We start from the raw sequence: 23,438 nt of genomic DNA, 5'->3' as shown, positions 1-23,438 counted from the left end.
TTGAGCCATTTTATGAGCTCAATATCAATCAGCTACTGCGTAGCCTGTCTTTTAAAAATCAACTGACTTACAAGTAGTCTCAAGACGCATGCTATTCCTGCAGGCGTGTCGCCATCAATACTTCATTTATTATTAAGTAAAAAACTTTTTTTCTTCTACAAAATCAACGATAGCTCAGTCTACAATTTGTGCGTGCTCCCAAATTGAATTTTTATAGTGTGAAATCTAAGTTTAAAATAATCTTAATAAGATGATGCCAATGGCGATACATATTAAGCCACATACTTTACGTACGGTGATTTTATTTTTAGGAGAACCGAGTAATCCGAAGTGATCGATGATGATACCCATCAACATTTGTCCTAACATCGCGACAATCGTTGTAAGCGCAGCACCTAAGAAAGGCATTAAAATAATATTTGCTGTAACGAATGCCATTCCTAAAATGCCACCGATAAAGTAAACAGGCTTTATCTGACCTAACTCTGTATGGAAATGTTTAATTTTTAAACTACGATGAAAAATCAATGTAAGAATAAATAGAGCAGTTGTCCCGACGGTAAATGAAATTAGTGATGCAAATATAGATGAGTGTGTCTGTTGAGCGAGTGCACTATTGATTGTTGTTTGAATAGGTGGTGCAGAACCAAACACAAGACCAATAGCTAACCATAATAAAAAGGTTGAATCAGACTTTTGTTGCACTTTCTGTTTAGGAATGTAATTCATCAATAAGATACCAAAAAGTAAAAATATAATACCGATACCTTTGAAAAAAGTGAATGAATGTTGCGTAGCCCCAAATAATCCAAAGGTGTCGATGATCACTCCCATTAAAATCTGACCTGTGACAGTCATCACGACGGTAAGTGCAGCCCCTAATCTAGGTAATAACAATAGATTTCCTGTTAGAAAGATGACACCTAATAATCCACCCAAGAACCATGTGTAGTTTAACGATTGATTTGAGAAGAATGATGGCGTAAAAATATGAGGATTGATAATGAGATTAAGGATAAATAAACAAATTGTTCCGACTGCAAACGAAATCGTTGATGCATAGAATGTGGAACGTGTAAATTGTCCTAATCTTGAATTAATTGAGGTTTGAATAGGAAGTAACATCCCCACAAATATCCCTAAAAAGTATAAAAATAGCATTGCAATACCAACTTTCCCAAATTTAATCATATTCATGATACCATTCATTGTTGAGATTCTAAATAGCCGATGATTGATGAATAGAACCTCTTCATTGATTAACACGTTTATATATGTAAATTGCAATTTTCAACACAACAAAAAACACCATCAATGATTCTATTTTTATGCTCATTAATGATGTTTACTGAATTATAAATAGTGGTTAAGTTTATTTTTTATCTTCGAAAATAACTGTTGTAGTCTTATCAATCACTTGAGCTGAATAAGCTTTTACTGGCTTACCCACATTCGATTTTAGTATATCTAATTCTAGAATTTGGTTCATACTGTCTTTAACGACTTGTTCTGTTAGGACAGCATCGAATTGTGGTAATTGTAATTTTACCGGCTTGTTAAGGTTAGATTTGAAGATAAGTTCTAACGTTTTTGACATAATAATCCTCCTCTTTAAATTAATGCTTCTGTCTTTACAACTTCTACTTTGTCGTACTTTTCACCAGTTAAACGTTCAATAATTGTACTGAAAGTTCTTACTTGGTTATTAGAAGCCGATGGGTTCAAGTTTGCGAAACGACGTTTATGTTCGACTGCTTTTCCTTCAGAATTATGTTTGATTTCTGTGAAGAGTGCTGTCATTTGGTTGACTTCGTTCATCTTTATGACCTCCTTTCACTTTATATATCGTTTGAGAATGAAAAAAGGGACACCTTTTCTACAAAAAAATAAAGCAAAAATCTTTGATGTTACATAAATATCATTTATCATTGAATGAGAAACTTAATGTTGGAGGACTTATGAATCAGGTAGAGCCAATTAAACATAAAGAAGAGATTTATCAAATGTATAAAGTATTACAAGAACGGACGCAAAGGGATTATTTGTTTTTTAAATTTGCAATACATACGGGTGTTAAACTGACAGAATTATTAAATATGAAAGTTAAACATCTTAAAATGACTGAAACAGGGAATATAAAAACTGCTTGGATTGTAGATTATGAGCCCAGTATTAAAATTATGTTGCCAACTGAATTGCAACTCGAAATAAAAAGTTACATAGAAGAACATCATTTAAAAGACGAAGATTTGGTCTTTCGGTCAATGAGAACACAACAATGTTTATCAAGACAGCAAGCTTATAGAATTATTCATCAAGCTGCAGCACGACTTGGAATGCGACATATTGGATTGACGACGTTAAGGAAGACATTTGCTTATCATGCTTATCAATCAGGCATATCCATCTCAATTATACAGAAATATTTAGGACACCAAACGACACAAGAAACAATGAAATTTATTGGAATCAAAGATAAATCAATTAAGCGTACAGTTATCGCACTCAATTTATAAAATATAGTATTAAATAAAGGAGGCATTAAATGAGTTTGGTATACCTTATGGGCGCGCTCATAGTTATGATGGTTTTAGTGTTGCTTACACTTAGTCATCGCAAGCTTAGAAAAATAGCTGGCTATCTATCATTGCTAGCGCCTATACTTTCATCTATTTATTTTATTACTCAAATACCTAATGTTGTTCATCATCATTATCCATCTGTACATATACCCTGGATGTCTTCACTAGATATCAATCTAGATATGAGATTAGACGGACTAAGTTTAATGTTTGGACTCATTATTTCACTTATAGGTGTAGGCGTATTTTTCTACGCAACTCAATATTTATCAACCCAAACAGATAATCTTCCTAGATTCTTCGTCTATCTACTATTATTCATGTTTAGTATGATTGGCATCGTGATTGCTAATAACACGATATTGATGTACGTATTTTGGGAATTAACTAGCGTTTCTTCATTTTTACTTATTTCGTACTGGTATAACAATGGTGATAGTCAATTAGGTGCAATACAGTCTTTTATCATCACAGTATTTGGTGGTTTAGCCTTATTAACCGGTTTTATCATGCTTTATGTCATAACTGGTACAAATACAATTTCAGAAATCCTCGAACAACGTCATACAATTGAACGTCATTCATTATTTATTCCAATGATGCTCATGTTGTTGTTAGGTGCTTTTACAAAATCGGCGCAATTTCCGTTTCATATATGGTTGCCGAAAGCAATGGCAGCACCAACACCTGTCAGTGCTTATCTTCACTCAGCCACAATGGTAAAAGCAGGAATCTTTCTATTATTTAGATTTACACCTTTATTAGGACTCAGCGATGCTTACATTTATACAGTCACTTTTGTAGGACTGATTACAATGCTTTTCGGTTCTTTAACAGCATTGCGACAATATGATTTGAAAGGTATTTTAGCCTATTCCACAATTAGTCAACTTGGCATGATCATGTCAATGGTTGGTATAGGTGGGGGCTATGCGCAACATACGTCTGATGGTTTATCTGAATTTTATGCGTTAGTACTCTTTGCCGGCTTGTTCCATTTAATGAATCATGCCATCTTTAAATGTGCATTATTTATGGGCGTTGGAATCATTGACCATGAATCAGGAACAAGAGATATCCGCTCACTGAATGGGATGCGCAAAGTCTTTCCTAAGATGCACATAGTCATGTTGCTTGCCGCTTTATCTATGGCTGGTGTACCACTTTTAAATGGTTTCCTCAGTAAAGAAATGTTCTTTGATTCTCTCGTCAAAGCGATTGAACTTGAACAATTTGACATGACACTCACAGTAATGATTGTGGCTCTCGGTGTCATTGCGAGTATTTTTACATTTACTTATGCACTTTACATGATTAAAGAGACTTTTTGGGGAAAATTCAATTTCGAAAAGTTTTCAAAAAAACAAATTCACGAACCATGGTTATTTAGTCTACCAGCCGTTATTCTAATGGTGCTTATACCTATAGTGTTCGTTATTCCAAACGTCTTTGGACACAATGTTATTTTACCGGCATTGAGATCGGTATCAGGTGTAGGAAGCAAAGTAGATACTGTAGCGCCACACATTTCACAATGGCATGGGGTAAACCTTCCATTAATTTTAAGTGTGATTGTAATTATCGTGGGAACACTTTTAGCACTTACAGTCAATTGGAAGTCTATTACGCACAAAGTGATTAAACAGGCTTCAATTACCAATGCTTATCGTAAAGTTTATAGAGAATTTGAATCTTATTCAGGTATTGGTATACGTAGTTTAATGAGTAGTAAGCTTAATTATTATATTATCATTACACTCCTTATATTCATTGTGATTGTGGGTTATGGATATATTTCGGTTGGCTTTCCAAAAGTCCATGAACTGCACGTTTCGTCTTTCGGACCTTTAGAGGTAATTCTTTCAGTTGTGACTGTCATCATAGGGATTTCGCTTATATTTATCCGTCAGCGTTTAACTATGGTTATTCTTAACGGGATTATCGGCTTTGCTGTCACATTGTATTTTATCGCGATGAAAGCGCCAGATTTAGCGCTCACGCAACTTGTGGTAGAAACAATTACAACAATTTTATTTATTGTGAGCTTTTCAAGATTACCAAATATACCAAGAGCTAAAGCAAATATGAAAAAGGAAACACTTAAAATAATCGTTTCACTTATCATGGCATTATCTGTAGTTTCACTCATCTTTATAGCACAACAAGCAGATGGAATGGCGTCCATTTCGAAATACTACAAAAATGCCTATCAATTAACAGGTGGAAAAAATATTGTGAATGCCATTTTAGGCGATTTCAGAGCGCTAGATACATTATTCGAAGGCTTGGTTTTAATCATCGCAGGACTAGGTATTTATACGCTACTTAACTATAAAGATAGGAGGGGACAAGATGAAAGAGAATGATGTTGTACTAAAAACAGTCACTAAGATTGTTGTCTTCATACTGTTAACATTTGGATTTTATGTCTTCTTCGCTGGACATAACAATCCAGGTGGCGGGTTTATTGGCGGACTTATATTTAGTTCAGCTTTTATTCTTATGTTCCTCGCCTTTGATGTTAAGGAGGTATTAACAAGTTTACCAATTGATTTCAAAAAATTAATGATTCTCGGGTCATTAGTTTCGCTTGCTACGGCAATTGTTCCTATGTTCTTTGGTAAACCTTTCCTATATCAAACAGAAGCGAACGTGGCATTTCCATTATTAGGTCACGTTCATATTACGACTGTCACGTTATTTGAATTAGGTGTCTTACTTACAGTAGTAGGTGTCATTGTTACAGTGATGCTGTCCATAAGTGGTGGTAAGTCATGAATTTAATACTATTACTTGTGATAGGTTTCTTAGTATTTATAGGGACATACATGATCCTATCTATTAATTTAATTCGTATCGTTATTGGTATTTCAATCTATACACATGCTGGTAACTTAATCATTATGAGTATGGGGAAATATGGCTCACATGTGTCGGAGCCATTAATTCAAAATCATCATACCCATTTCGTTGATCCATTATTGCAAGCGATTGTGCTCACTGCAATTGTCATAGGGTTTGGTATGACGGCATTTTTACTCGTGTTAATTTATCGAACATATCGTGTAACGAAAGAGGACGAAATTAGTGCATTGAGAGGTGAAGAAGATGATGAGTAACTTATTAATTTTACCTATGCTTCTTCCTTTCCTATGCGCATTGATTCTTGTATTTACGAAAAATAAAAACCAAACGTCGAAAATACTTTCTATTATGACAATGGTTGTTACAACGTTAATTTCTTTAGCATTATTAATATATGTAGTGAATCATAAGCCGATTACATTGGACTTCGGTGGATGGAAAGCACCTTTTGGTATTCAATTTTTAGGTGATTCACTGAGCTTATTGATGGTGACCGTATCATCTTTTGTTGTGACACTTATTATGGCTTATGGATTTGGACGTGGAGAGAAGCGGGTAAATCGTTTCCATTTACCAACATTTATCTTATTACTCACTGTTGGTGTGATTGGGTCATTTTTAACATCAGATTTATTTAACTTATATGTCATGTTTGAAATTATGTTACTCGCGTCATTTGTACTTGTGACGTTAGGACAATCGGTTGAACAATTACGTGCAGCAATTATTTATGTTGTGCTTAATATCATTGGTTCGTGGTTATTCTTACTTGGTATCGGCATGCTATATAAAGTAGTTGGTACGTTGAATTTCTCTCATATCGCAATGCGTTTAGATCATATGGAAAGTAATCAGACTGTGACTATCATATCTCTCATCTTCTTAGTAGCGTTCAGTTCTAAAGCTGCGCTTGTTATATTTATGTGGTTACCTAAAGCTTACGCTGTACTAAATACAGAACTCGCTGCATTATTTGCTGCATTGATGACGAAGGTGGGGGCGTACGCGTTAATACGATTTTTCACATTAATATTCAATCATCATTCTGGTATTACACATCCGTTACTAGTATTCATGGCGTGTCTCACGATGATTATCGGCGCATTAGGTGTAATTGCGTATAAAGACATTAAGAAGATAGCAGCCTATCAAGTCATATTGTCGATTGGATTTATCATTTTAGGATTAGGCTCTAATACATTCGCAGGTGTCAATGGTGCAATTTTCTATTTATCTAATGACATTATTGTTAAAACATTATTATTCTTTATTATTGGTAGCTTAGTTTATATTTCGGGTTATCGAAATTATCAATATTTAAGTGGTTTAGCGAAGAGAGAACCCTTCTTTGGCGTGGCGTTTGTGGTTATGATATTCGCTATTGGTGGTGTGCCCCCGTTTAGTGGATTCCCTGGTAAGGTGCTAATCTTTCAAGGTGCCATTCAAAACGGTAATTACATTGGTCTTGCGTTAATGATTGTGACAAGCCTCATTGCAATGTACAGTCTATTTAGAGTAATGTTTGTCATGTATTTTGGTGATTCTGATGGTGAAGAGGTCAAATTTAAGAAGATTCCAGCACATCGTAAAGGCATTCTTGGTCTTCTTGTCGCAGTCGTACTAGCTATGGGAATCGCAGCGCCAGTTATTTTAAAAGTGACAGAAAATGCTACAAACCTCAATATGAAGGAACATGTTTTTCAAGAAAATGTAAATCCGCATTTGAAGGAGGTTGAAAAATAGATGAAACAAGTCGTGTTGAATATTGTCATCGCATTTCTATGGGTGTTATTCCAAGACGAAGATGAATTTAAATTTACAACCTTCTTCTCCGGATTTCTAATTGGTTTAATTGTGATTTATATACTACATCGATTCTTTGGTGAAGAATTTTATTTGAAAAAGATATGGGTAGCAATCAAGTTTTTAGCAGTTTATATATATCAATTATTAACATCTAGTATAAGTACGATTAATTACATTCTATTTAAAACGAAAGAGATGAATCCTGGTTTACTTACTTATGAAACCTCGTTAAAAAACGATTGGGCAATTACGTTTTTAACTATTTTAATCATTATTACACCAGGTTCAACAGTTATTCGTATTTCTAAAAATACTAATAAATTCTTTATTCATAGTATTGATGTTTCTGAAAAAGACAAGCAAAAACTTTTAAAAAGTATTAAACAGTATGAAGATTTAATCTTGGAGGTGACACGATGATAGAGGCGATTACACAGTTCTTTATAATAAGTGCATTAATTATATTTGGCATCGCTTTGATCGTCTGTCTCTTCAGATTAATCAAAGGGCCTACAACGGCAGATAGAGTTGTTTCATTTGATGCGACAAGTGCGGTTGTCATGTCTATTGTAGGAGTGATGAGCGTAGTGCTCAATTCGGTTTCATTCTTAGATTCCATCATGTTAATTGCGATTATTTCTTTCGTCAGTTCCGTATCTATTTCTAGATTTATTGGGGGAGGTCGTGTCTTTAATGCAAATAACAAAAGAAATCGTTAGTTTAATTTCGGCCATTCTCATTTTTCTAGGAAGCGTCATTGCGTTGATTAGTGCAATAGGTATCGTTAAATTCCAAGATGTCTTCTTACGTAGTCATGCTTCAACAAAGAGTTCGACGTTATCCGTACTCTTAACTATTATTGGCGTTTTGATATACTTTATTGTCAACACCGGGTTCTTTAGTGTTCGATTACTCTTATCTTTAGTATTTATCAATCTTACTTCCCCTGTAGGTATGCATTTAGTTGCACGCGCTGCATATCGTAATGGTGCCTATATGTACCGAAAGGATGAAGGCCCAAGACAATCGTCTATTTTGTTAAGTCAAAATGAGTTTAATTCACCCGAAGAATTGAAATCTCGTGCCAAGTTACGTGAACAGCAGAGAGAAAAACTTTATTACAAAGAACGAGAAAAAGAGAAAAAATTTGAAAATCATGATTAATTATTACCGTTAACATACTAGAGTTGGTATCTAGGTGTTGACGGTTTTTCTTTTTATTGAGACTAAAGTACGAATTATAAAAGAAAAGAGTGCGATTTATTTAAGCATTGATACGATTAGTGATAAAATTGTAGACAAGAATAATTGTAAATTTAAGTAGTAAAATGTTGATTCAATGAGATTACACATAAACATTTTCTCGTTTGAAGAAGCGAGTTCAAGTGCATAGTCGTTTAAAATGTTCATGTTTGATTTCACTGATAGTGGAATATGCATCATTAAAATTGATAAAATATTCTAAATAATTAATTTATATTTGTTTATCTAACCAATAAGAGTAAGCAATTTCTCTACATTCTTCTTATTTACTTCCTCGTTTGTAAATCATTTAGTTGATGCACCACTCTAATTTTCAACATCGAGAGAGACATTTATATTTGATATTTATTACTTAATTTTCAATTAAAAATTAATAGAGAGGTGAAAGTTTGGAGATATTTGAAACTTTACTCATTTTTACTACAGTAGTTATTGTAAGCTCCTTTGTCCATACTTTCATACCTAAAGTACCTCTTGCATTTATCCAAATCGTTCTTGGGATGTTGTTATACCTCACTCCAATTCCAGTACAATTTAACTTTGACTCTGAGTTGTTTATGGTAACGCTTATCGCGCCGTTATTATTCGTTGAAGGGGTTAATGTTTCAAGAGTACATTTAAGAAAGTATATTAAACCCGTAATGATGATGGCCCTAGGTCTCGTTATTACAACAGTCATTGGGGTAGGTCTATTTGTACATTGGATCTGGCCGGATTTACCAATTGGCGCTGCATTCGCGATTGCAGCAATATTATGTCCTACTGATGCGGTTGCAGTTCAAGCTATTACAAATGGGAAGGTATTACCAAAAGGGTCGTTAACGATTCTCGAAGGTGAATCACTACTTAATGATGCTGCCGGTATCATTTCTTTTAAAATTGCTGTTGGCGTGTTAATTACAGGTACGTTTTCAATCTTCGATGCAGTTCAACAATTTCTTATCGCATCTATTGGTGGTGCAATTGTAGGTCTACTTATAGGTATGGCACTTGTTCGATTCCGTCTCACATTAATGCGACGCGGTATTGAAAACATTAATATGTTTACCTTTATTCAATTATTAACACCATTTGTAACGTATATCATTGCTGAACTTTTCCATGCATCTGGTATTATTGCGGCGGTCGTTGCAGGCCTTGTGCATGGCTTTGAACGTGATCGTATCGCTCAAACGCGTACGCAGTTACAAATGAGTTATAACCATACTTGGAATATTTTAGGTTACGTTTTAAATGGTTTTGTCTTTTCAATACTAGGATTCTTAGTTCCTGAAGTCATTGTGAAGATTATTAAAACTGAACCACACAATTTATTATTCTTAATCGTGATTACAGTACTTGTGGCTTTAGCAGTATACTTGTTCAGATTTGTGTGGGTCTATGTCCTTTATCCTTATTTTTATTTATCAGTCAGTCCATTCCAGAAAATGATTTCTAAAGACGATGATGATAAAAAGACAGAGAAAAAACCTAAGAGAAGTTTATACGCACTAATTATGACGCTCTGCGGGGTACACGGTACAATTTCATTAGCTATCGCGTTAACATTACCTTATTACTTAGCCGATCATCACTCATTCCAATATAGAAATGATTTATTATTTATTGCATCTGGCATGGTTATTATTAGTTTAGTGATTGCTCAAGTATTGCTCCCTCTTGTGACGCCAGATAAACCTAAAGTGAAAGTAGGAAATATGACGTTCAAAGAAGCCAGAGTATATATTTTAGAGCATGTCATAGATTACTTAAATCAAAAATCAACGTTTGAAACAAGTTATCGTTATGGCAATGTGATTAAAGAATATCACGATAAACTCACGTTTCTTAAAACGGTTGAAAAAGAAGACGAAAACTCTAAAGAGTTAGAACGACTTCAAAAAATTGCCTTTAATGTTGAAACTAAGACATTGGAAAAACTTGTCGATGATGGAGACATTACTGATAGTGTGCTTGAAAACTATATGCGTTATGCTGAACGTACGCAAGTGTATAAGCAAGCCTCACTCTTCCGAAGAATTACGGTGGCATTAAGAGGAATGTTATTAAAACGTCGTGTTAAAACGAAAATTAATTCAGCATCATCATTAAGCGTAACGGATAACTTGCTCGAATTAGGTAAGATTAATAAATTAGTTCACTATAATGTAGTAAGTCGACTTTCAAAAGAAGCGACAACAGATAACAAGTTAGAAGTAGGTATGATTTGTGATGGTTATCTCATGCGTATTGACAACTTAACGCCGAATAATTTCTTTAATTCTCCAAGTGAAGATACCATTACGCGAATTAAGTTAAATGCTTTAAGAGAGCAACGTCGTGTTTTACGAGAGTTAATTGAAGATGAAGAAATTACAGAAGGTACAGCGTTGAAATTAAGAGAATCCATCAACTATGACGAAATGGTTATTGTTGATAGTAAGACATAATCTTATTTAAAAAACGATAGCTTAATCTGTAAATATTGATGGGATAGAGAAATGAATAACTATGATATGAGCAATAAGATGGTTTCAACTAGAATCCATTTTATTGCTTTTTATATATGCAATTCTACGTTGCTTATTGAATGTTTTGATTATTACGGAAATTCTACTTCGTATTTTTTTAATTTATTTGGCATTTAAATTTTATGATACACGTATAAATGCAAAATAAAAAAGTTGCACTAATCTCAACATAATTAGTGCAACTGGGTACTCCATGGGGGAGGATTAAAAATACCATGGAGATAGCTTAGTGATAGATGAAGCTATCACATCAAGTGATTATTTGTGGCTTCAGTAACTACTCAGAGTTGAATAGAACTGTTATGTACTACTTGAGGGATGTTATAGATGTTAAGTAACAGTAGTACATGTTGTTAGTAACATTACTATTGTTTATCGCTCAGAAACAAAGTAATGCTTGAGTTGTTTTCGCAGTGATTATAACTCCGTATTTTTTAGTGAGAGAGTGGGGCTCTATTATGTTTGTGCGAAATATACTCCTAACTAACACCACCATATCGTGTGTAAAAAGATGTAGTTTATATTATAGGAGGGTAATATAAATGAAAAACACACGATATGGGACTGCTAGTTATATTCTTACAACATATGTATGTTTGATGCATTAGAATCACTCAGGATGAACATAATCATGGAATGGTTGTAAGTAGTCACATCACATTTTATTGTGCGTCCAGTATTAAATGTATGAACGGAAGTGATAGTGAGATAGACTAAATATGTTCATCCGAGAATTCTAAATATTTCTATATACCTCTACTACTTCATGCTGCCATGAATTGTATCGATATTGGATTTCATCATTTTGTAGTATGAATCTCCTTTTGTTCCTTCTTTACCAATAGAATCTGTAAATACTTCTCCGTAAATATCTTTATTTGTTTCTTCAGATAGACTTTGCATCGCTTTTTTATCAACACTTGTTTCGACTAATAGATGTTTTAAGTGGTTGTCTTTAACAAAGCGAATCGCTTGTTTCATTTGTCCCGGAGTTCCTTGTTTCTCAGTATTAATCTCCCAGATGTAACCTGGTTTGACGTTAAATTGTTTAGCAAAGTATTTAAATGCACCTTCACTTGTCATCATGGCACGTTGATCTTTAGGAATATCATCGAATTTGTTTTTACTATTTTTATTTAGCTTTTCAAGTTCAGCCAAATAGGCTTTACCATGCTTTTTAAATGTTGATTGATGTTGTTTATCATAATGAATTAACGTTTGTTGAATTGTTTTAACATATTTAATACCGTTATCTAAACTTAACCATGCATGTGGATCTTGTTTGCTCTTGTTGCCATTTTCACCATTTAAATAAATAGGATCGACGTCTTTAGATGTTGCGATCACACTCTTATCTTTCGTAGACTTTCCTGCTTGTTTAAGTGCCTTTTCAAACCAACCGTTACCAGTTTCAAGATTTAATCCATTATAGAAAATGACATCAGCATCAGTGAGCGCCTTGATATCTTTAGGTTTCACCTCATATTCATGTGGGTCTTGGCCGACCGGTACAATGCTATGAACGTCCACTTTATCGCCACCAACATGCTTAACCATGTCGTAAAGAATTGAGTTTGTTGTTACAACTTGTAACTTACCACCATGAGAGCTATGCTCATTGTGCTGATTCCCACATGCTGCAAGAATCATGATAAATGCTAATGCTAAAGCAAAGATTTTCTTCAAGTTAAAGCGCCTCTTTTCTGTCTGTTTATAATTCTAGTGCTAGCTAATGTAATTACGTAAATTGTGAATGTACAAAGGACGATTGTTGCGCCACTTGGTACGTTATAAATATAACTAAAGTACAATCCGATAATTGAACTTACTACACTAATGATGCTTGCAATAATCATCATGCTGTACAACTGCTTACTGATTAGAAATGCTGTTGAAGCAGGTGTGATGAGTAAAGCGACAACAAGGATAATTCCTACGGTCTGAATACTTGCGACTGTTACAAGTGCAAGTAAGAGCATGACGAAGTAATGAATTAATGTAGTGTTTAGTCCACTCATTCGGCTAAATGTTTCATCAAAGGTAGAAATCATTAAAGGTCTGTAGAATATAATAATGAGTGTAATCACACTTATACCGATAATGATTGTTGTCCAAAATGATTGATTCGTAATGGCAAGTAAATTACCGAATAAAATGTGATATAGGTCAGTTGTACTGTTAATTAAGCTAATAATAATGACTCCTGTAGCTAGGAAAGCTGTAAAACTAATCCCTATAGCAGCATCTGGTTTTGTCTTACTCTTAGAAGTGATAAAACCGATAAATAAACTTGCGATCATTCCTGTCACTAATGCTCCGATAAACATTGGAATATTGAAGAGGAATGATAATGCCACGCCAGGTAGTACGGCATGACTCATAGCGTCTCCCATTAAAGATAGTCCTCTAAGAACGATAATGCTTCCCACTGTACCGCACACAATCCCTACTAGAATAGAAGTGATTAATGCACGATTTAAAAATTGATAACTTAACAAATGATTAAAGAAGTCTAACATTTAACACACGCACTCCCTTGTGTAGATTCAAGTGGTGATAAATGATTATCAAAATTCATGAATGTTGCATTTAAACGTTCAGAAGATAACGCTTCTTTAGGTGCGCCTAAGTATCTTATAGTCTGATTGAGCAATAAAATACGATCGAAGTATTGTTCAGCTTTTGATAAATCATGATGCACAATCAAAATTAATTTCCCTAAATGTTTAAGATGTCTAATCTTATTCATGATGAGTTGTTCACTGTAAATATCGATGCCAACAAAGGGTTCATCAAAACAGTAGATATCACTATCACTCATTAATGCTCTTGCGACAAGTACACGTTGTAATTGTCCACCACTTAATTGAGAAATTTGCCTATGACGTAACTCGTCTAATTCTAAATCTTTGAGCAATTGATTGAGTTTAGTCTTTTCGGTGATTTCTGGTCTTTTAAACCATCCGATGACTTGATAGCAACCTGAAAGCACAACTTGTTCTACTTTGATAGGAAAATCTAAATCTAATTGTGCTTTTTGAGGAATGTATGTGATATATCTTAGTTGAGTATGTATAGGGCGGTCATATAGCAACTTTGTCCCTGTGGCTTTAAATTCCCCAATAAAAGCTTTCAGTAATGACGATTTCCCAGCGCCATTAGGACCAACGATGCCAACAATTTCACCACTTATAGGTAAAGAGAAAGAGACATTTTTAAGTACATGCTTTTTCCCTAGAAATAGATTTAATTGGTCTATTTTTAACAAAAATTATAACCTCCTAATTAAAAGTTTAGGTTAACCTAATTTATTTTATAATAAACGTTGAAGTTTTAACATGTCAAGTGAATTCATGATACAATAAGGTGAATGCGTGTGAGGTGAAATGATGTTAACTGAAGAAAAAGAGGATTACTTGAAAGCAATTTTAACGAATGACGGCGATGTATCCTTTGTGTCAAATAAACAATTATCTCAATTTCTAAATATTAAACCACCATCTGTCAGTGAAATGATAGGACGCTTAGAAAAGGAAGGCTATGTAGAAACAAAACACTATAAAGGTGCACGTTTAACAGAAGCGGGTCTTAACCAAACGCTCGATATCATTAAACGTCATCGTTTATTGGAGTTATTTTTAATAGAAATCTTACATTACAATTGGGAAGAGGTTCATCAAGAGGCGGAAATCCTTGAACACCGCATTTCCGACTTGTTTGTAGAACGTTTAGATAAAACATTAAATTATCCTGAAACGTGTCCTCATGGTGGTGTGATTCCAAGAGATCATCAATATAAAGAGTTATATACGACATCTATACTAGAATTTGAACCTGGGGATCATGTTGTGGTGAGACGTGTACGTGATAAAACAGAGCTACTTGTATATCTTTCCAGTAAAGATATTTATATAGGCAATGAAGTCGAAATCGTTTCAAAGGATGACACAAACAAAGTGATTATCATTAAACGAAACGATATAGTGACGATATTAAGTTATGAGAATGCGATGAATATCTTTGCTGACAAACAATAAAAGCTTAAGTTCTTAATGAAAAAATGTGTAAATCATTAAGAGCTTAAGCTTTTTTATAAAATCGTATATTTGATAAGTAGATAAACTGTATAGAGATTGAAGGCAATCCATAACACACTATAAATGACTGTAGGGACTCTAGTAATCTCAGTTAAAGCACTGCCATCCCAACTCGGCTTAGGACGTTGGAAGGTTAGGTTAAATATCGTCCATGAGGATTGAAGAATTTCCCCTAAAAGGACACCTAAAATGAAATGATAACTTAGTGACACAATATCATACATTATCATTTGATTATCATGTTTGAATAAAAAGTAAAGTAGTATTCCAATAAGCAATATGACTATGATAGGTGATAATTTACGAGATGTTAAAATTAAAAAGTAAATAAAAATAAATAGATATGATACTAGGAAAATACTTGGGTGTTGATAATGTGCGGCTACTAAGCCAATTAAAAACATAATCGGTGGCATTAAATAGCCGCCAATGGTAGTAATGAATTGTCCAAGATAACTTCTCGATTGTGTAATGGCGTAGCCTTGTTGCAAGGTTGATTGTCGTTCTTTAGGACTTGTAACAATAACAAGATCTTTAGCGCGTCCACCTGCAAGTCTATTAAATAAAACATGTCCGAACTCATGTGTTAAAACTGGAATATAATTAAGGTAAACATCTAAAAATTGATTGATACTTTTATGTCGATGTTGATGAATGACGATGTATACAATGCTTATCAAAATGATTAAATAAATATTTAAATGAATGACTGTTGTGAAAAAGTTTTCTAGGTATGTCATGAATGTGAACCTCGTGTAATAGATTTTATTATAATCACTTAAAATTTATTATAAATGAAAATGTAGTTTATGGCTTTTGGACTTTAGATGTAAATTAGGACGTAAACATTTCTAGTTTAATTTTCGATGTGGTAAAATAGACCGTACATTTTTAAAGAGAAAGTAATTAAAATTCTAATGGTAAATAATATAAATAGAATAATACACGAAGTGAAGTGGGGCTTTAGGGATGAATAACGAGCAATTCAATAACAGTAAAGTAAATATACTAGGTGTTCAATTTAACAACACGACGATGTTGGAAATGACTAAAAATATTAAATCATTTTTTGAAAAAAATGAAAATCAAAATTTATTTATAGTGACAGCTAACCCTGAAATTGTAGATTATGCAACAGAGCACCCTTCATATATGGATTTAATCAATGAAGCAGATTATGTTGTAGCTGATGGCACGGGGGTTGTTAAAGCCTCTAAACGTTTGAATGAACCATTAAGACGACGTGTTCCAGGAATTGAATTACTTGAAGAATGCTTAAAAATTGCTAATGCTAAGCACCAACGTGTTTATTTGCTTGGTTCTAAAAATGAAATTATCGAAGCGGCTGAACGTAAGTTAAATTTAAAATATCCTAATGTTACCTTTGCACATCATCACGGTTACATCAATTTAGAGGATGAAACGGTCGTCAAACGTATAACAAGTTTCAATCCAGATTATATTTTTGTAGGTATGGGCTTCCCTAAACAAGAACAATGGATCCATAAACATCACGATAAATTATTACAAACAGTAATGATGGGTGTTGGAGGCTCTTTTGAAGTGCTAAGTGGTGCCAAAAAGCGTGCGCCTAAGATATTCCAAAAGCTAAATATTGAATGGGTATTTAGATTACTCATTGATTGGAAGAGAATTGGAAGAATGGTAAGTATTCCAAAATTTATGCTAAAAGTAGCAAAACAAAAAAGAAAAATGAAATCGAAATAATTAAAAATAGAGAGAGGTGGTTCAGGGAGGCCACCTCTCTCTTTCTATTTGAAAAGGGATAACATTATTTTAAGGTTTTGACTACTCAATTACTTCACAGGGAAGGGGTAGAAAGTAATTGAGTGTGTAATTAGATTTATAAATAATATCAAGGTTGTTGAAAGCTTGTTCAATGTCTTAGTGTAAGCGAACAGGGGAACTTACACGGCTAATAACAATTTTGATTTTTGGGAAAGGTATAACGTTAACGCATTAGCCTTCTAGACATTGACTTAAGCACAAAGAGTACATCGTAACTATTAAGTCTGATATGGCGCTTTTAATAGCCATGCCTCTTTTTAATATTTCATTTGTAGTTAGGGTTGTAATTATTGAAATAGTTGAGTTTTTATTTTGAACAAAAATGAATCAGAATAACATTTATTTTTCCGTTATAGTGCAATTATTTAGCAGTATAGCTTGAGCTTGAAATTTTTCCGCTAGAAACAATAACATCTTTGTCTTGGAATGCTTCATTATTAAAGAAACGATTTAAGATATCTTTAACACCATCTTCAATACGTTTTTGAGATTCTAAAGTCATACCTGAATAGTGAATAGTCATACCGTTTCTAGGCATAGTTCTCCAAGGGTGATCTGCTGGAGCTGGTTGTGGGTACCATACGTCACCGGCATAACCTTGAATTTGACCACTATTAACAGCATCAACTAATGCTTGAGTGTTCACGATTTTACCACGTGCAGTATTAACTAAATAGCTACCTTTTTTCATTTTGCTTAACACATCTTCATCGAATAAGTTATCTGTAGAAGGTGTTAATGGTGCGTGAATAGTGATTGCATCACTTGTTTTTACAAGTTCTTCGAATTCAACAAATTTAGAGTTTTCGTTATCTTTTTGATTGATTGGGTCATAGTGTTGAATCGTTACGTTGAATGGTTTTAAGCGTTCAGCAACTAATTGACCAATACGACCGAAACCAAAGATACCGATTGTTTTATTTTGTAGTTCGCGAGCTTGGTTACCAACTTTAGATAAATCCCATTCGCCTTCAACTGATTGACGGTGTCCTTCCATAAAGTTACGTAATACAATAAGTAAGTCCATTACGGCATGTTCAGCAACACTTACTGTATTACTACCAGTTACTTCAACAACACCTACATCGTGTTTACTTGCTGCATCTAAATCAACATGGTCAGAACCTACACCAGCTGTGATAGCTAATTTTAAGTTTGGTGCTTTTTCGATTCTTTCTTTAGTCATATATGCAGGATAGAATGGAGCACTGATAACAATGTCCATGTCACTTAAGTGTTTATCTAAATCTTCTTCACCATTTTTTAAGATAACTAATTCATGGTCTGAATCTTTTAAGAATTCTCTAAGACCGATTGCTTTGTCAGTGTTTAATAATTGGTTATCTAAACCTTCATCTGTTTCTGGGAATAATGCTACAATTTTCATAATCTATACACTCCTAAATTTAGAATTTTTTACTAAAACTTTAGTAATTCTATGATGAGAGCACTTATAACGTTTATAAAAAAATACTCAGCCTATTTGTTTTAACCACCTCCTCAAATATATGTATGACTCACATAATTATTCGAACAAAGTGGGTTAGCAAACAGCACTGAGTACCTTACACCAATCCCATAATATTAAATTTATTCTTCAATTGATCTATCAAAAACGAAAATCGACACTACTTCGTCGTCTTCTAAATTAACATCTGTAAAAAGTTTTACGAATTTTGCTCCGACAAGTTCCTCCATCTCTACAGGAGGATTTTGTTTATATAATTCTTTAATTTCTTCAGTACGTCCATATTTAAGCATACTCTCAAAATCTTTATTTCGCAAATAAAAATTTTCAACTTTACTTAAACTTCCAGACATATGACAAACTGCCCAATTATCTTTGAAAAAGACTTTAACTTGTTCTGGACCTTTACCAATATAAGATTTACGATAAGAGCGTACTAAATTCGCAAATTGTTGGGTTTTCTTATTAGATACTATCTCTGTCACCCTCTTTAATTTACGCTTTATTTGTGACAACTTTGTGTAACTCTTATTTTCATCATAATACGAGTTTCGTATTTTGAAAAGGGATAAGCTCAAATTAATTGAAAATAATTATTTGACCACGAAACGTGTTTCGTCTAATTCATTTCTAAAGGCTTTTTGTTCAGCTTTTGATTTCTTCTTAAATGATTTTAAAAATTCTTCATATTTAGGTAAGACGTCCTCAAGTTCGCCAAAATCTTTAAGTTTGCCGCCTTCAATCCAAGCAATCTTAGTACAGAATTCTCTAACTTGGCGAATATTATGGCTAACAAAGAATATAGTTTTTTTAGCCTCTTTAAATTCATAGATTTTATCTAAGCATTTTTGAGTGAAAGTTTGATCCCCAACAGATAATGCTTCGTCAATAACTAAAATATCAGGATTAACAGTGACGTTAATTGAAAAACCTAACTTCGCACGCATACCACTTGAATATTTTTTAACAGGTTGATAAATAAATTCACCTAATTCACTAAAATCAATAATCTTTGGCATTAATTCTTTGATTTCTTTACGTTTGAACCCCATGCATAACATTTTAAATTCAATATTTTCAACGCCTGTCAATTGTCCATTAAGACCTGCATTAATGGCAATCACACTAACGTCGCCATGTCTTTCGATCTCTCCTGAAGTAGGGGACAATGATCCACCAATCATATTACTTAATGTAGATTTGCCTGACCCATTGATGCCCACTAATCCGATGACATCACCTTCATGGGCAGTGAGTGAAACGTTATCTAAAGCGAAGAAAGTTTTATTTTTATTTTTAGGTATTAAGGCATCTTTGATACGATCTTTATTATTTCTATATATACGGTATTCTTTTGTTACATTTTCAATATTTACCGAAACACTCATTTTGGTACCTTCCTTATATACATTTGTATAGATTATAATATACAACACATCAGTTGTTAAATTTATTAACCTGGTGTAAAGTGTATAGGTGATTTTGTTAAAACTAAGTAAAATTTAAATCATCATATACTTATTTTAAGAAATATGTGAAACGAACGAATGTATTAAAAATTTTGTCATTCCTTTAAGCATCTTATTATACACATAAAATTTAAAGATGATGATCGTTACAGTTTTTAACGTAAATGATTGTATAATATAATAAGCTTGTAATAAACAATAAGCTATCATTTCAAATAAAGTTAAATTGAAAAAGTAAGTTTAAAAGACTCATTATTAAAGTTTTACAATAGATCGTGTTCTATTGCATTGAGAAAGCGTGGTTGGGTTTAATGTCAGCAGTTGGAACTGTTTTAAAAGAACATATTAAAAACTTCTATTTAATTCAAAGACTGGCACAATTTCAAATTAAAATCTCAAATCATAGTAACTATTTAGGTATGGCATGGGAAATTTTAAATCCTGCCTTACAAATTATGGTTTACTGGATTGTTTTCGGTCTAGGAATTAGAAGTAACGCACCTATTCATGGTATTCCATTTGTATTTTGGTTACTCGTAGGAATTAGTATGTGGTTCTTTATTAACCAAGGGGTACTTGAAGGTACCAAATCTATTTCACAAAAATTTAATCAAGTTGCTAAAATGAATTTCCCGTTATCAATTATTCCAACATATATTGTTACAAGTAGATTCTATGGTCATTTAGGACTGTTAGTCATTATTATCATAGCATGTATGTTTAAAGGGATTTTTCCTACCATTCATATTATACAATTATTGATTTATGTGCCTTTTGCATATTTATTAACATCATCTGTAGCACTTTTAACGTCTACATTAGGGATACTTGTTAGAGATACGCAAATGATCATGCAAGCATTAATGAGAATATTATTCTATATGTCTCCAATTCTTTGGGTACCAAAGAACCATGGTGTAAGTGGCATTATTCACAAAATTATGATGTTTAATCCAGTGTACTTTATCGCTGAGTCATATCGTGCAGCAATTTTATTCCATCAATGGTATTTTATCGACCATTGGAAGTTGATGTTATATAACATTTGCATCATCATCGTATTCTTTATTATTGGTTCAATACTTCATAAACGTTATAGAGATCATTTTGCTGATTTCTTGTAATACTATATATCAATTGCCTTGGTCCATTTAGGATCGAGGCATTTTTTGAAAATGAAACCATCTAAGACTTATTTACGAGCGTGAAAGTGGCGGCTATCATTTTCTAAGTGAGAGAGAATCGTATATAATTTAGAAATACGATTGAGTAATTAAAGACGGTGAAAACATGAGAATTCTAATTAAAAAAGTATATATGATAATGATTACGTTATTAAATATGATATATAAGCCACTAAAGTTAAAGCGTGACCATATTGTTGTGATGATGACCTTCAAGCAGGATGTACTTCCGATTATCGAAGCGCTTCATCAACAGGGTTATCACTTAACAATTATTGGTAAAATACAAGATCACTCACTTATTGAAGGCTTGGAAAATACAACATTCATTCCAGCGGGGAATAAAAATATTGTGAGTCACATGAAAGCGTTAAGTACAGCAAAAGTGATTGTTATCGACACTTATTACTTAATGATGGGTGGATATCATAAGAAAAAAGGGCAAACAGTTATTCAAACATGGCATGCTTCGGGGGCACTTAAAGATTTTGGACTTACTGATCACCAAGTTGATTTGAATAATAAAGCGATGGTCGAGCAATATAAACGTGTTTATAATGCAACAGATTATTACTTGGTTGGTGGAGATGAAATGGCACGTTGTTTTGAAGCATCGTTTGAAGCTCAACCTGAACAAATGTTAAAGTTTGGACTTCCTAGATTAGTGAAATATTTGAATATGAATATTGAAAAAGAACAACAAAGATTAAAAGAGAAGTATCATATTAAGAACAAATTAGCTGTTTACGTACCGACATATAGAGAATCGAAGGTTGCAAATCGAACAATAAATAAAGAAATATTTGAGCAACAATTACCAGAATATACATTAATGAGTCACTTGCATCCTTCCATTAGCGAAAGAGATACTTCTCAAGATATAGATGTTGCTTCATTAATGGTGATGGCAGATGTCATTATAAGTGATTACAGTTCATTGCCTATTGAAGCTAGTCTATTAAATAAACCTACGTTATTTTATAACTATGATGAGGAAGACTATGAAAAAGTAAGAGGTTTAAATCCTTTCTATTATGAAATTCCGAAAAAATATAAATTTGCTGATGAAACAAGTTTAATTCAGGCATTAGGGAAAGCGAAGAAAGAATTTCAACCTCTATTTCACTCTTGGCATCAATATAATACGAAAGCAAGTTTAAGCCAGTTAGTTAATTTTATAAATAAGTTGGTGAAACAATGAAATTAGCAATAATTATTCCGGCGTATAATGCTGAAGATACGATAAAACGTGCGATACTCTCAGTTGATACACAATCAGATTATGAGATTATATGTGTTAACGATGGTTCGACTGACAATACGAAACGCGTTCTTACAGAACTTCAAAAAGTACATCCAAATATTAAGGTCATTAATCAAGATAACCAAGGTGCAGCCCGTAGTAGAAATGTTGGTTTAGATGCAATGTCTGATGACGTTGAAGGATTCCTGTTCTTAGATGCAGATGATGAATTCTTACCAAGTAGAATTGATTTATTGGTAGAAGCCTTTCAGAAAAATGAAGAAACTGACGTAGTGATAGGACAAATTGCTAGAGGTGTAAATGGAGAATGGAAAGTGATTCCTACTCATGAAGATATAGTGGAAGATGCGTTAGTTACACTTGATCGTAAGCCTGAAATTATGCAATCCATTGGCCCTGGAGCGAAGTTGTTCAGTGCTAAGTACGCAGGATTACGTTTTGATGAAGATGTCGTATTTTGTGAGGAACATACATTTATCGTGAGGGCATTTTCTAAAGCACGAGATATTCAACTCATACCTAACATCGTTTATGGATATAATGAGAGAGAAGGGTCAGTCACTGCTCAACGCGCTGATACGTTCTTACCTTATATGAAAGATGCCTTGAAGGTGCGCCAACGTGTAATGGATTTATTATTATTGACTGATGAAAAGACATATTATAGTTATCGAATGGATAATTTAATTGTCAGCTATCTCATTCAAGCGCACTTAATGAAGAATAGCCAAATGACGCAATCATTGATGGATAGCGTGATATCATATATTCATTCCATGCAACATACACATTATTCCGGAAATGCCATGTTTAGAATTGTTAGAGCGGTTGAACAAAGCGCGACAAATTGGACAAAGGATTTGTATCAGCAGTGGAGGAAGGCTTTAAGTGAAGTAGGCATCGGACGTCCGGGTTACTTACGCTTTAAAGTGTCAGTGCTACCGAAACGTGTATCATTTTCAGGGAAGCAATCACTCAAGCGTGTGTTGAGAAAGTAGTTAAGAGACATTAAATTTCGGTTTAGAGCACATTTATAGTGTGAAAAACCAAGTTATCAACTATTATTGAATTAATGGTAAGGGTTAAATATTTATGCTACATTAAGATTGTAAATTTTTATT

Annotated in this window: 24 protein-coding genes; 14 read left to right on the top strand and 10 right to left on the bottom strand. The window is 33.4% G+C overall.

The window, feature by feature from the left end:
• Positions 1–231: 231 nt before the first annotated feature.
• From JMUB898_RS11130 to sroA, 3 genes are all read right to left on the bottom strand, one after another.
• Entirely contained in the window at positions 232–1,161 is a 930-nt protein-coding gene (locus tag JMUB898_RS11130) for a DMT family transporter (protein WP_037541528.1), read from the bottom strand.
• A 211-nt stretch (positions 1,162–1,372) separates the two neighbouring features.
• Positions 1,373–1,597: a DUF2922 domain-containing protein gene (locus tag JMUB898_RS11125; RefSeq protein WP_002441269.1), complete on the bottom strand. Its 225-nt coding sequence runs from the start codon at positions 1,595–1,597 to the stop codon at positions 1,373–1,375.
• 14 nt (positions 1,598–1,611) lie between these two features.
• Positions 1,612–1,818 carry a sigS mRNA-stabilizing protein SroA gene (gene sroA, locus JMUB898_RS11120; RefSeq protein ID WP_002441271.1) on the bottom strand — a complete coding sequence of 69 codons (207 nt, stop codon included), beginning with the start codon at positions 1,816–1,818 and terminating at the stop codon, positions 1,612–1,614.
• Between the two features lie 140 nt (positions 1,819–1,958).
• Between sroA and JMUB898_RS11115 the strand changes: the two genes are divergently transcribed.
• The 9 genes from JMUB898_RS11115 (at position 1,959) to JMUB898_RS11075 (ending at position 10,945) form a co-directional block, all read left to right on the top strand.
• A complete protein-coding gene (locus JMUB898_RS11115; protein ID WP_037541154.1) occupies positions 1,959–2,516 on the top strand; it encodes a tyrosine-type recombinase/integrase in 558 nt (185 codons plus the stop codon).
• Positions 2,517–2,545: 29 nt separating this feature from the next.
• On the top strand, positions 2,546–4,948 hold the full coding sequence (mnhA2, locus tag JMUB898_RS11110; RefSeq protein WP_126502004.1) for a Na+/H+ antiporter Mnh2 subunit A: 2,403 nt from the start codon (positions 2,546–2,548) through the stop codon (positions 4,946–4,948).
• On the top strand, positions 4,935–5,360 hold the full coding sequence (mnhB2, locus tag JMUB898_RS11105; protein ID WP_002441276.1) for a Na+/H+ antiporter Mnh2 subunit B: 426 nt from the start codon (positions 4,935–4,937) through the stop codon (positions 5,358–5,360). The genes mnhA2 and mnhB2 overlap by 14 nt, the downstream gene beginning before the upstream one ends.
• Positions 5,357–5,701 (top strand): Na+/H+ antiporter Mnh2 subunit C, encoded by a 345-nt coding sequence (gene mnhC2, locus JMUB898_RS11100; RefSeq protein WP_002441278.1) that lies wholly within the window; start codon positions 5,357–5,359, stop codon positions 5,699–5,701. Before mnhB2 ends, mnhC2 begins: the two co-directional genes overlap by 4 nt.
• The gene (mnhD2, locus tag JMUB898_RS11095; RefSeq protein ID WP_002441280.1) at positions 5,691–7,190 is read left to right on the top strand and encodes a Na+/H+ antiporter Mnh2 subunit D; all 1,500 of its coding nucleotides are present in this window, start codon (positions 5,691–5,693) and stop codon (positions 7,188–7,190) included. Before mnhC2 ends, mnhD2 begins: the two co-directional genes overlap by 11 nt.
• Complete coding sequence (gene mnhE2, locus JMUB898_RS11090) at positions 7,191–7,673, top strand: Na+/H+ antiporter Mnh2 subunit E (protein ID WP_044466942.1); 483 nt, start codon at positions 7,191–7,193, stop codon at positions 7,671–7,673.
• Positions 7,670–7,972, top strand: coding sequence for a Na+/H+ antiporter Mnh2 subunit F (gene mnhF2, locus JMUB898_RS11085; RefSeq protein ID WP_002441286.1), 303 nt, complete (start codon positions 7,670–7,672; stop codon positions 7,970–7,972). Before mnhE2 ends, mnhF2 begins: the two co-directional genes overlap by 4 nt.
• The gene (gene mnhG2, locus JMUB898_RS11080; RefSeq protein ID WP_002441288.1) at positions 7,947–8,417 is read left to right on the top strand and encodes a Na+/H+ antiporter Mnh2 subunit G; all 471 of its coding nucleotides are present in this window, start codon (positions 7,947–7,949) and stop codon (positions 8,415–8,417) included. Before mnhF2 ends, mnhG2 begins: the two co-directional genes overlap by 26 nt.
• A 488-nt stretch (positions 8,418–8,905) precedes the next feature.
• The gene (locus tag JMUB898_RS11075) at positions 8,906–10,945 is read left to right on the top strand and encodes a cation:proton antiporter (RefSeq protein ID WP_002441291.1); all 2,040 of its coding nucleotides are present in this window, start codon (positions 8,906–8,908) and stop codon (positions 10,943–10,945) included.
• A gap of 840 nt (positions 10,946–11,785) precedes the next feature.
• On the opposite strand, the gene mntC is transcribed toward JMUB898_RS11075, so the two are convergent.
• The 3 genes from mntC to JMUB898_RS11060 are packed head-to-tail and all read right to left on the bottom strand — an operon-like array spanning position 11,786 to position 14,294.
• The gene (gene mntC, locus JMUB898_RS11070; RefSeq protein ID WP_002441293.1) at positions 11,786–12,712 is read right to left on the bottom strand and encodes a manganese ABC transporter substrate-binding lipoprotein MntC; all 927 of its coding nucleotides are present in this window, start codon (positions 12,710–12,712) and stop codon (positions 11,786–11,788) included.
• Positions 12,709–13,545, bottom strand: a complete 837-nt coding sequence (locus JMUB898_RS11065) for a metal ABC transporter permease (protein WP_002441296.1) — start codon at positions 13,543–13,545, stop codon at positions 12,709–12,711. The genes mntC and JMUB898_RS11065 overlap by 4 nt, the downstream gene beginning before the upstream one ends.
• Positions 13,539–14,294 carry a metal ABC transporter ATP-binding protein gene (locus JMUB898_RS11060; protein ID WP_002441298.1) on the bottom strand — a complete coding sequence of 252 codons (756 nt, stop codon included), beginning with the start codon at positions 14,292–14,294 and terminating at the stop codon, positions 13,539–13,541. The genes JMUB898_RS11065 and JMUB898_RS11060 overlap by 7 nt, the downstream gene beginning before the upstream one ends.
• A gap of 121 nt (positions 14,295–14,415) precedes the next feature.
• On the opposite strand from JMUB898_RS11060, the gene JMUB898_RS11055 reads away from it, so the two are divergent.
• A complete protein-coding gene (locus JMUB898_RS11055; RefSeq protein WP_002441300.1) occupies positions 14,416–15,063 on the top strand; it encodes a metal-dependent transcriptional regulator in 648 nt (215 codons plus the stop codon).
• 53 nt (positions 15,064–15,116) lie between these two features.
• On the opposite strand, the gene JMUB898_RS11050 is transcribed toward JMUB898_RS11055, so the two are convergent.
• Positions 15,117–15,863 (bottom strand): M50 family metallopeptidase, encoded by a 747-nt coding sequence (locus tag JMUB898_RS11050; RefSeq protein WP_002441302.1) that lies wholly within the window; start codon positions 15,861–15,863, stop codon positions 15,117–15,119.
• Between the two features lie 229 nt (positions 15,864–16,092).
• On the opposite strand from JMUB898_RS11050, the gene tarA reads away from it, so the two are divergent.
• On the top strand, positions 16,093–16,851 hold the full coding sequence (tarA, locus tag JMUB898_RS11045; RefSeq protein WP_002441304.1) for an N-acetylglucosaminyldiphosphoundecaprenol N-acetyl-beta-D-mannosaminyltransferase TarA: 759 nt from the start codon (positions 16,093–16,095) through the stop codon (positions 16,849–16,851).
• Positions 16,852–17,293: 442 nt separating this feature from the next.
• Here tarA and JMUB898_RS11040 read toward each other — a convergent pair whose 3' ends face one another.
• The 3 genes from JMUB898_RS11040 to tagH all read right to left on the bottom strand — a co-directional run bounded on the left by JMUB898_RS11040 (position 17,294) and on the right by tagH (position 19,788).
• Positions 17,294–18,319 (bottom strand): NAD-dependent formate dehydrogenase, encoded by a 1,026-nt coding sequence (locus JMUB898_RS11040; protein ID WP_002441306.1) that lies wholly within the window; start codon positions 18,317–18,319, stop codon positions 17,294–17,296.
• Positions 18,320–18,522: 203 nt separating this feature from the next.
• Positions 18,523–18,885, bottom strand: coding sequence for a Na-translocating system protein MpsC family protein (locus JMUB898_RS11035; RefSeq protein ID WP_037541156.1), 363 nt, complete (start codon positions 18,883–18,885; stop codon positions 18,523–18,525).
• 108 nt (positions 18,886–18,993) lie between these two features.
• Entirely contained in the window at positions 18,994–19,788 is a 795-nt protein-coding gene (tagH, locus tag JMUB898_RS11030; RefSeq protein ID WP_037541157.1) for a teichoic acids export ABC transporter ATP-binding subunit TagH, read from the bottom strand.
• Positions 19,789–20,180: 392 nt separating this feature from the next.
• Between tagH and tagG the strand changes: the two genes are divergently transcribed.
• The 3 genes from tagG to JMUB898_RS11015 all read left to right on the top strand — a co-directional run bounded on the left by tagG (position 20,181) and on the right by JMUB898_RS11015 (position 23,315).
• A complete protein-coding gene (gene tagG, locus JMUB898_RS11025; RefSeq protein ID WP_002441312.1) occupies positions 20,181–20,993 on the top strand; it encodes a teichoic acids export ABC transporter permease subunit TagG in 813 nt (270 codons plus the stop codon).
• Between the two features lie 166 nt (positions 20,994–21,159).
• Entirely contained in the window at positions 21,160–22,254 is a 1,095-nt protein-coding gene (tarB, locus tag JMUB898_RS11020) for a teichoic acid glycerol-phosphate primase TarB (protein WP_044466940.1), read from the top strand.
• Entirely contained in the window at positions 22,251–23,315 is a 1,065-nt protein-coding gene (locus JMUB898_RS11015) for a glycosyltransferase family 2 protein (protein ID WP_002441317.1), read from the top strand. Before tarB ends, JMUB898_RS11015 begins: the two co-directional genes overlap by 4 nt.
• Positions 23,316–23,438: the final 123 nt, after the last annotated feature.

Source organism: Staphylococcus caprae (assembly GCF_003966625.1).
Taxonomy (GTDB): Bacteria; Bacillota; Bacilli; order Staphylococcales; family Staphylococcaceae; genus Staphylococcus; species Staphylococcus caprae.
Note: the sequence above shows the minus strand (reverse complement) of the source record. Positions and strands in the feature narration are given on the sequence as shown.

What these genes read in the sequence shown, in the direction of transcription:
- tagH (WP_037541157.1), bottom strand. Translation starts at nt 19,788, where the DNA reads ATGAGTGTTTCGGTAAATATTGAAAATGTAACAAAAGAATACCGTATA.
- mnhG2 (WP_002441288.1), top strand. Translation starts at nt 7,947, where the DNA reads ATGCAAATAACAAAAGAAATCGTTAGTTTAATTTCGGCCATTCTCATT.
- JMUB898_RS11015 (WP_002441317.1), top strand. Translation starts at nt 22,251, where the DNA reads ATGAAATTAGCAATAATTATTCCGGCGTATAATGCTGAAGATACGATA.
- JMUB898_RS11065 (WP_002441296.1), bottom strand. Translation starts at nt 13,545, where the DNA reads ATGTTAGACTTCTTTAATCATTTGTTAAGTTATCAATTTTTAAATCGT.
- mnhB2 (WP_002441276.1), top strand. Translation starts at nt 4,935, where the DNA reads ATGAAAGAGAATGATGTTGTACTAAAAACAGTCACTAAGATTGTTGTC.
- mnhF2 (WP_002441286.1), top strand. Translation starts at nt 7,670, where the DNA reads ATGATAGAGGCGATTACACAGTTCTTTATAATAAGTGCATTAATTATA.
- tarB (WP_044466940.1), top strand. Translation starts at nt 21,160, where the DNA reads ATGAGAATTCTAATTAAAAAAGTATATATGATAATGATTACGTTATTA.
- tagG (WP_002441312.1), top strand. Translation starts at nt 20,181, where the DNA reads ATGTCAGCAGTTGGAACTGTTTTAAAAGAACATATTAAAAACTTCTAT.
- JMUB898_RS11055 (WP_002441300.1), top strand. Translation starts at nt 14,416, where the DNA reads ATGTTAACTGAAGAAAAAGAGGATTACTTGAAAGCAATTTTAACGAAT.
- sroA (WP_002441271.1), bottom strand. Translation starts at nt 1,818, where the DNA reads ATGAACGAAGTCAACCAAATGACAGCACTCTTCACAGAAATCAAACAT.
- mnhC2 (WP_002441278.1), top strand. Translation starts at nt 5,357, where the DNA reads ATGAATTTAATACTATTACTTGTGATAGGTTTCTTAGTATTTATAGGG.
- JMUB898_RS11040 (WP_002441306.1), bottom strand. Translation starts at nt 18,319, where the DNA reads ATGAAAATTGTAGCATTATTCCCAGAAACAGATGAAGGTTTAGATAAC.
- mnhD2 (WP_002441280.1), top strand. Translation starts at nt 5,691, where the DNA reads ATGATGAGTAACTTATTAATTTTACCTATGCTTCTTCCTTTCCTATGC.
- JMUB898_RS11050 (WP_002441302.1), bottom strand. Translation starts at nt 15,863, where the DNA reads ATGACATACCTAGAAAACTTTTTCACAACAGTCATTCATTTAAATATT.
- JMUB898_RS11115 (WP_037541154.1), top strand. Translation starts at nt 1,959, where the DNA reads ATGAATCAGGTAGAGCCAATTAAACATAAAGAAGAGATTTATCAAATG.
- JMUB898_RS11130 (WP_037541528.1), bottom strand. Translation starts at nt 1,161, where the DNA reads ATGCTATTTTTATACTTTTTAGGGATATTTGTGGGGATGTTACTTCCT.
- mnhA2 (WP_126502004.1), top strand. Translation starts at nt 2,546, where the DNA reads ATGAGTTTGGTATACCTTATGGGCGCGCTCATAGTTATGATGGTTTTA.
- mnhE2 (WP_044466942.1), top strand. Translation starts at nt 7,191, where the DNA reads ATGAAACAAGTCGTGTTGAATATTGTCATCGCATTTCTATGGGTGTTA.
- JMUB898_RS11125 (WP_002441269.1), bottom strand. Translation starts at nt 1,597, where the DNA reads ATGTCAAAAACGTTAGAACTTATCTTCAAATCTAACCTTAACAAGCCG.
- tarA (WP_002441304.1), top strand. Translation starts at nt 16,093, where the DNA reads ATGAATAACGAGCAATTCAATAACAGTAAAGTAAATATACTAGGTGTT.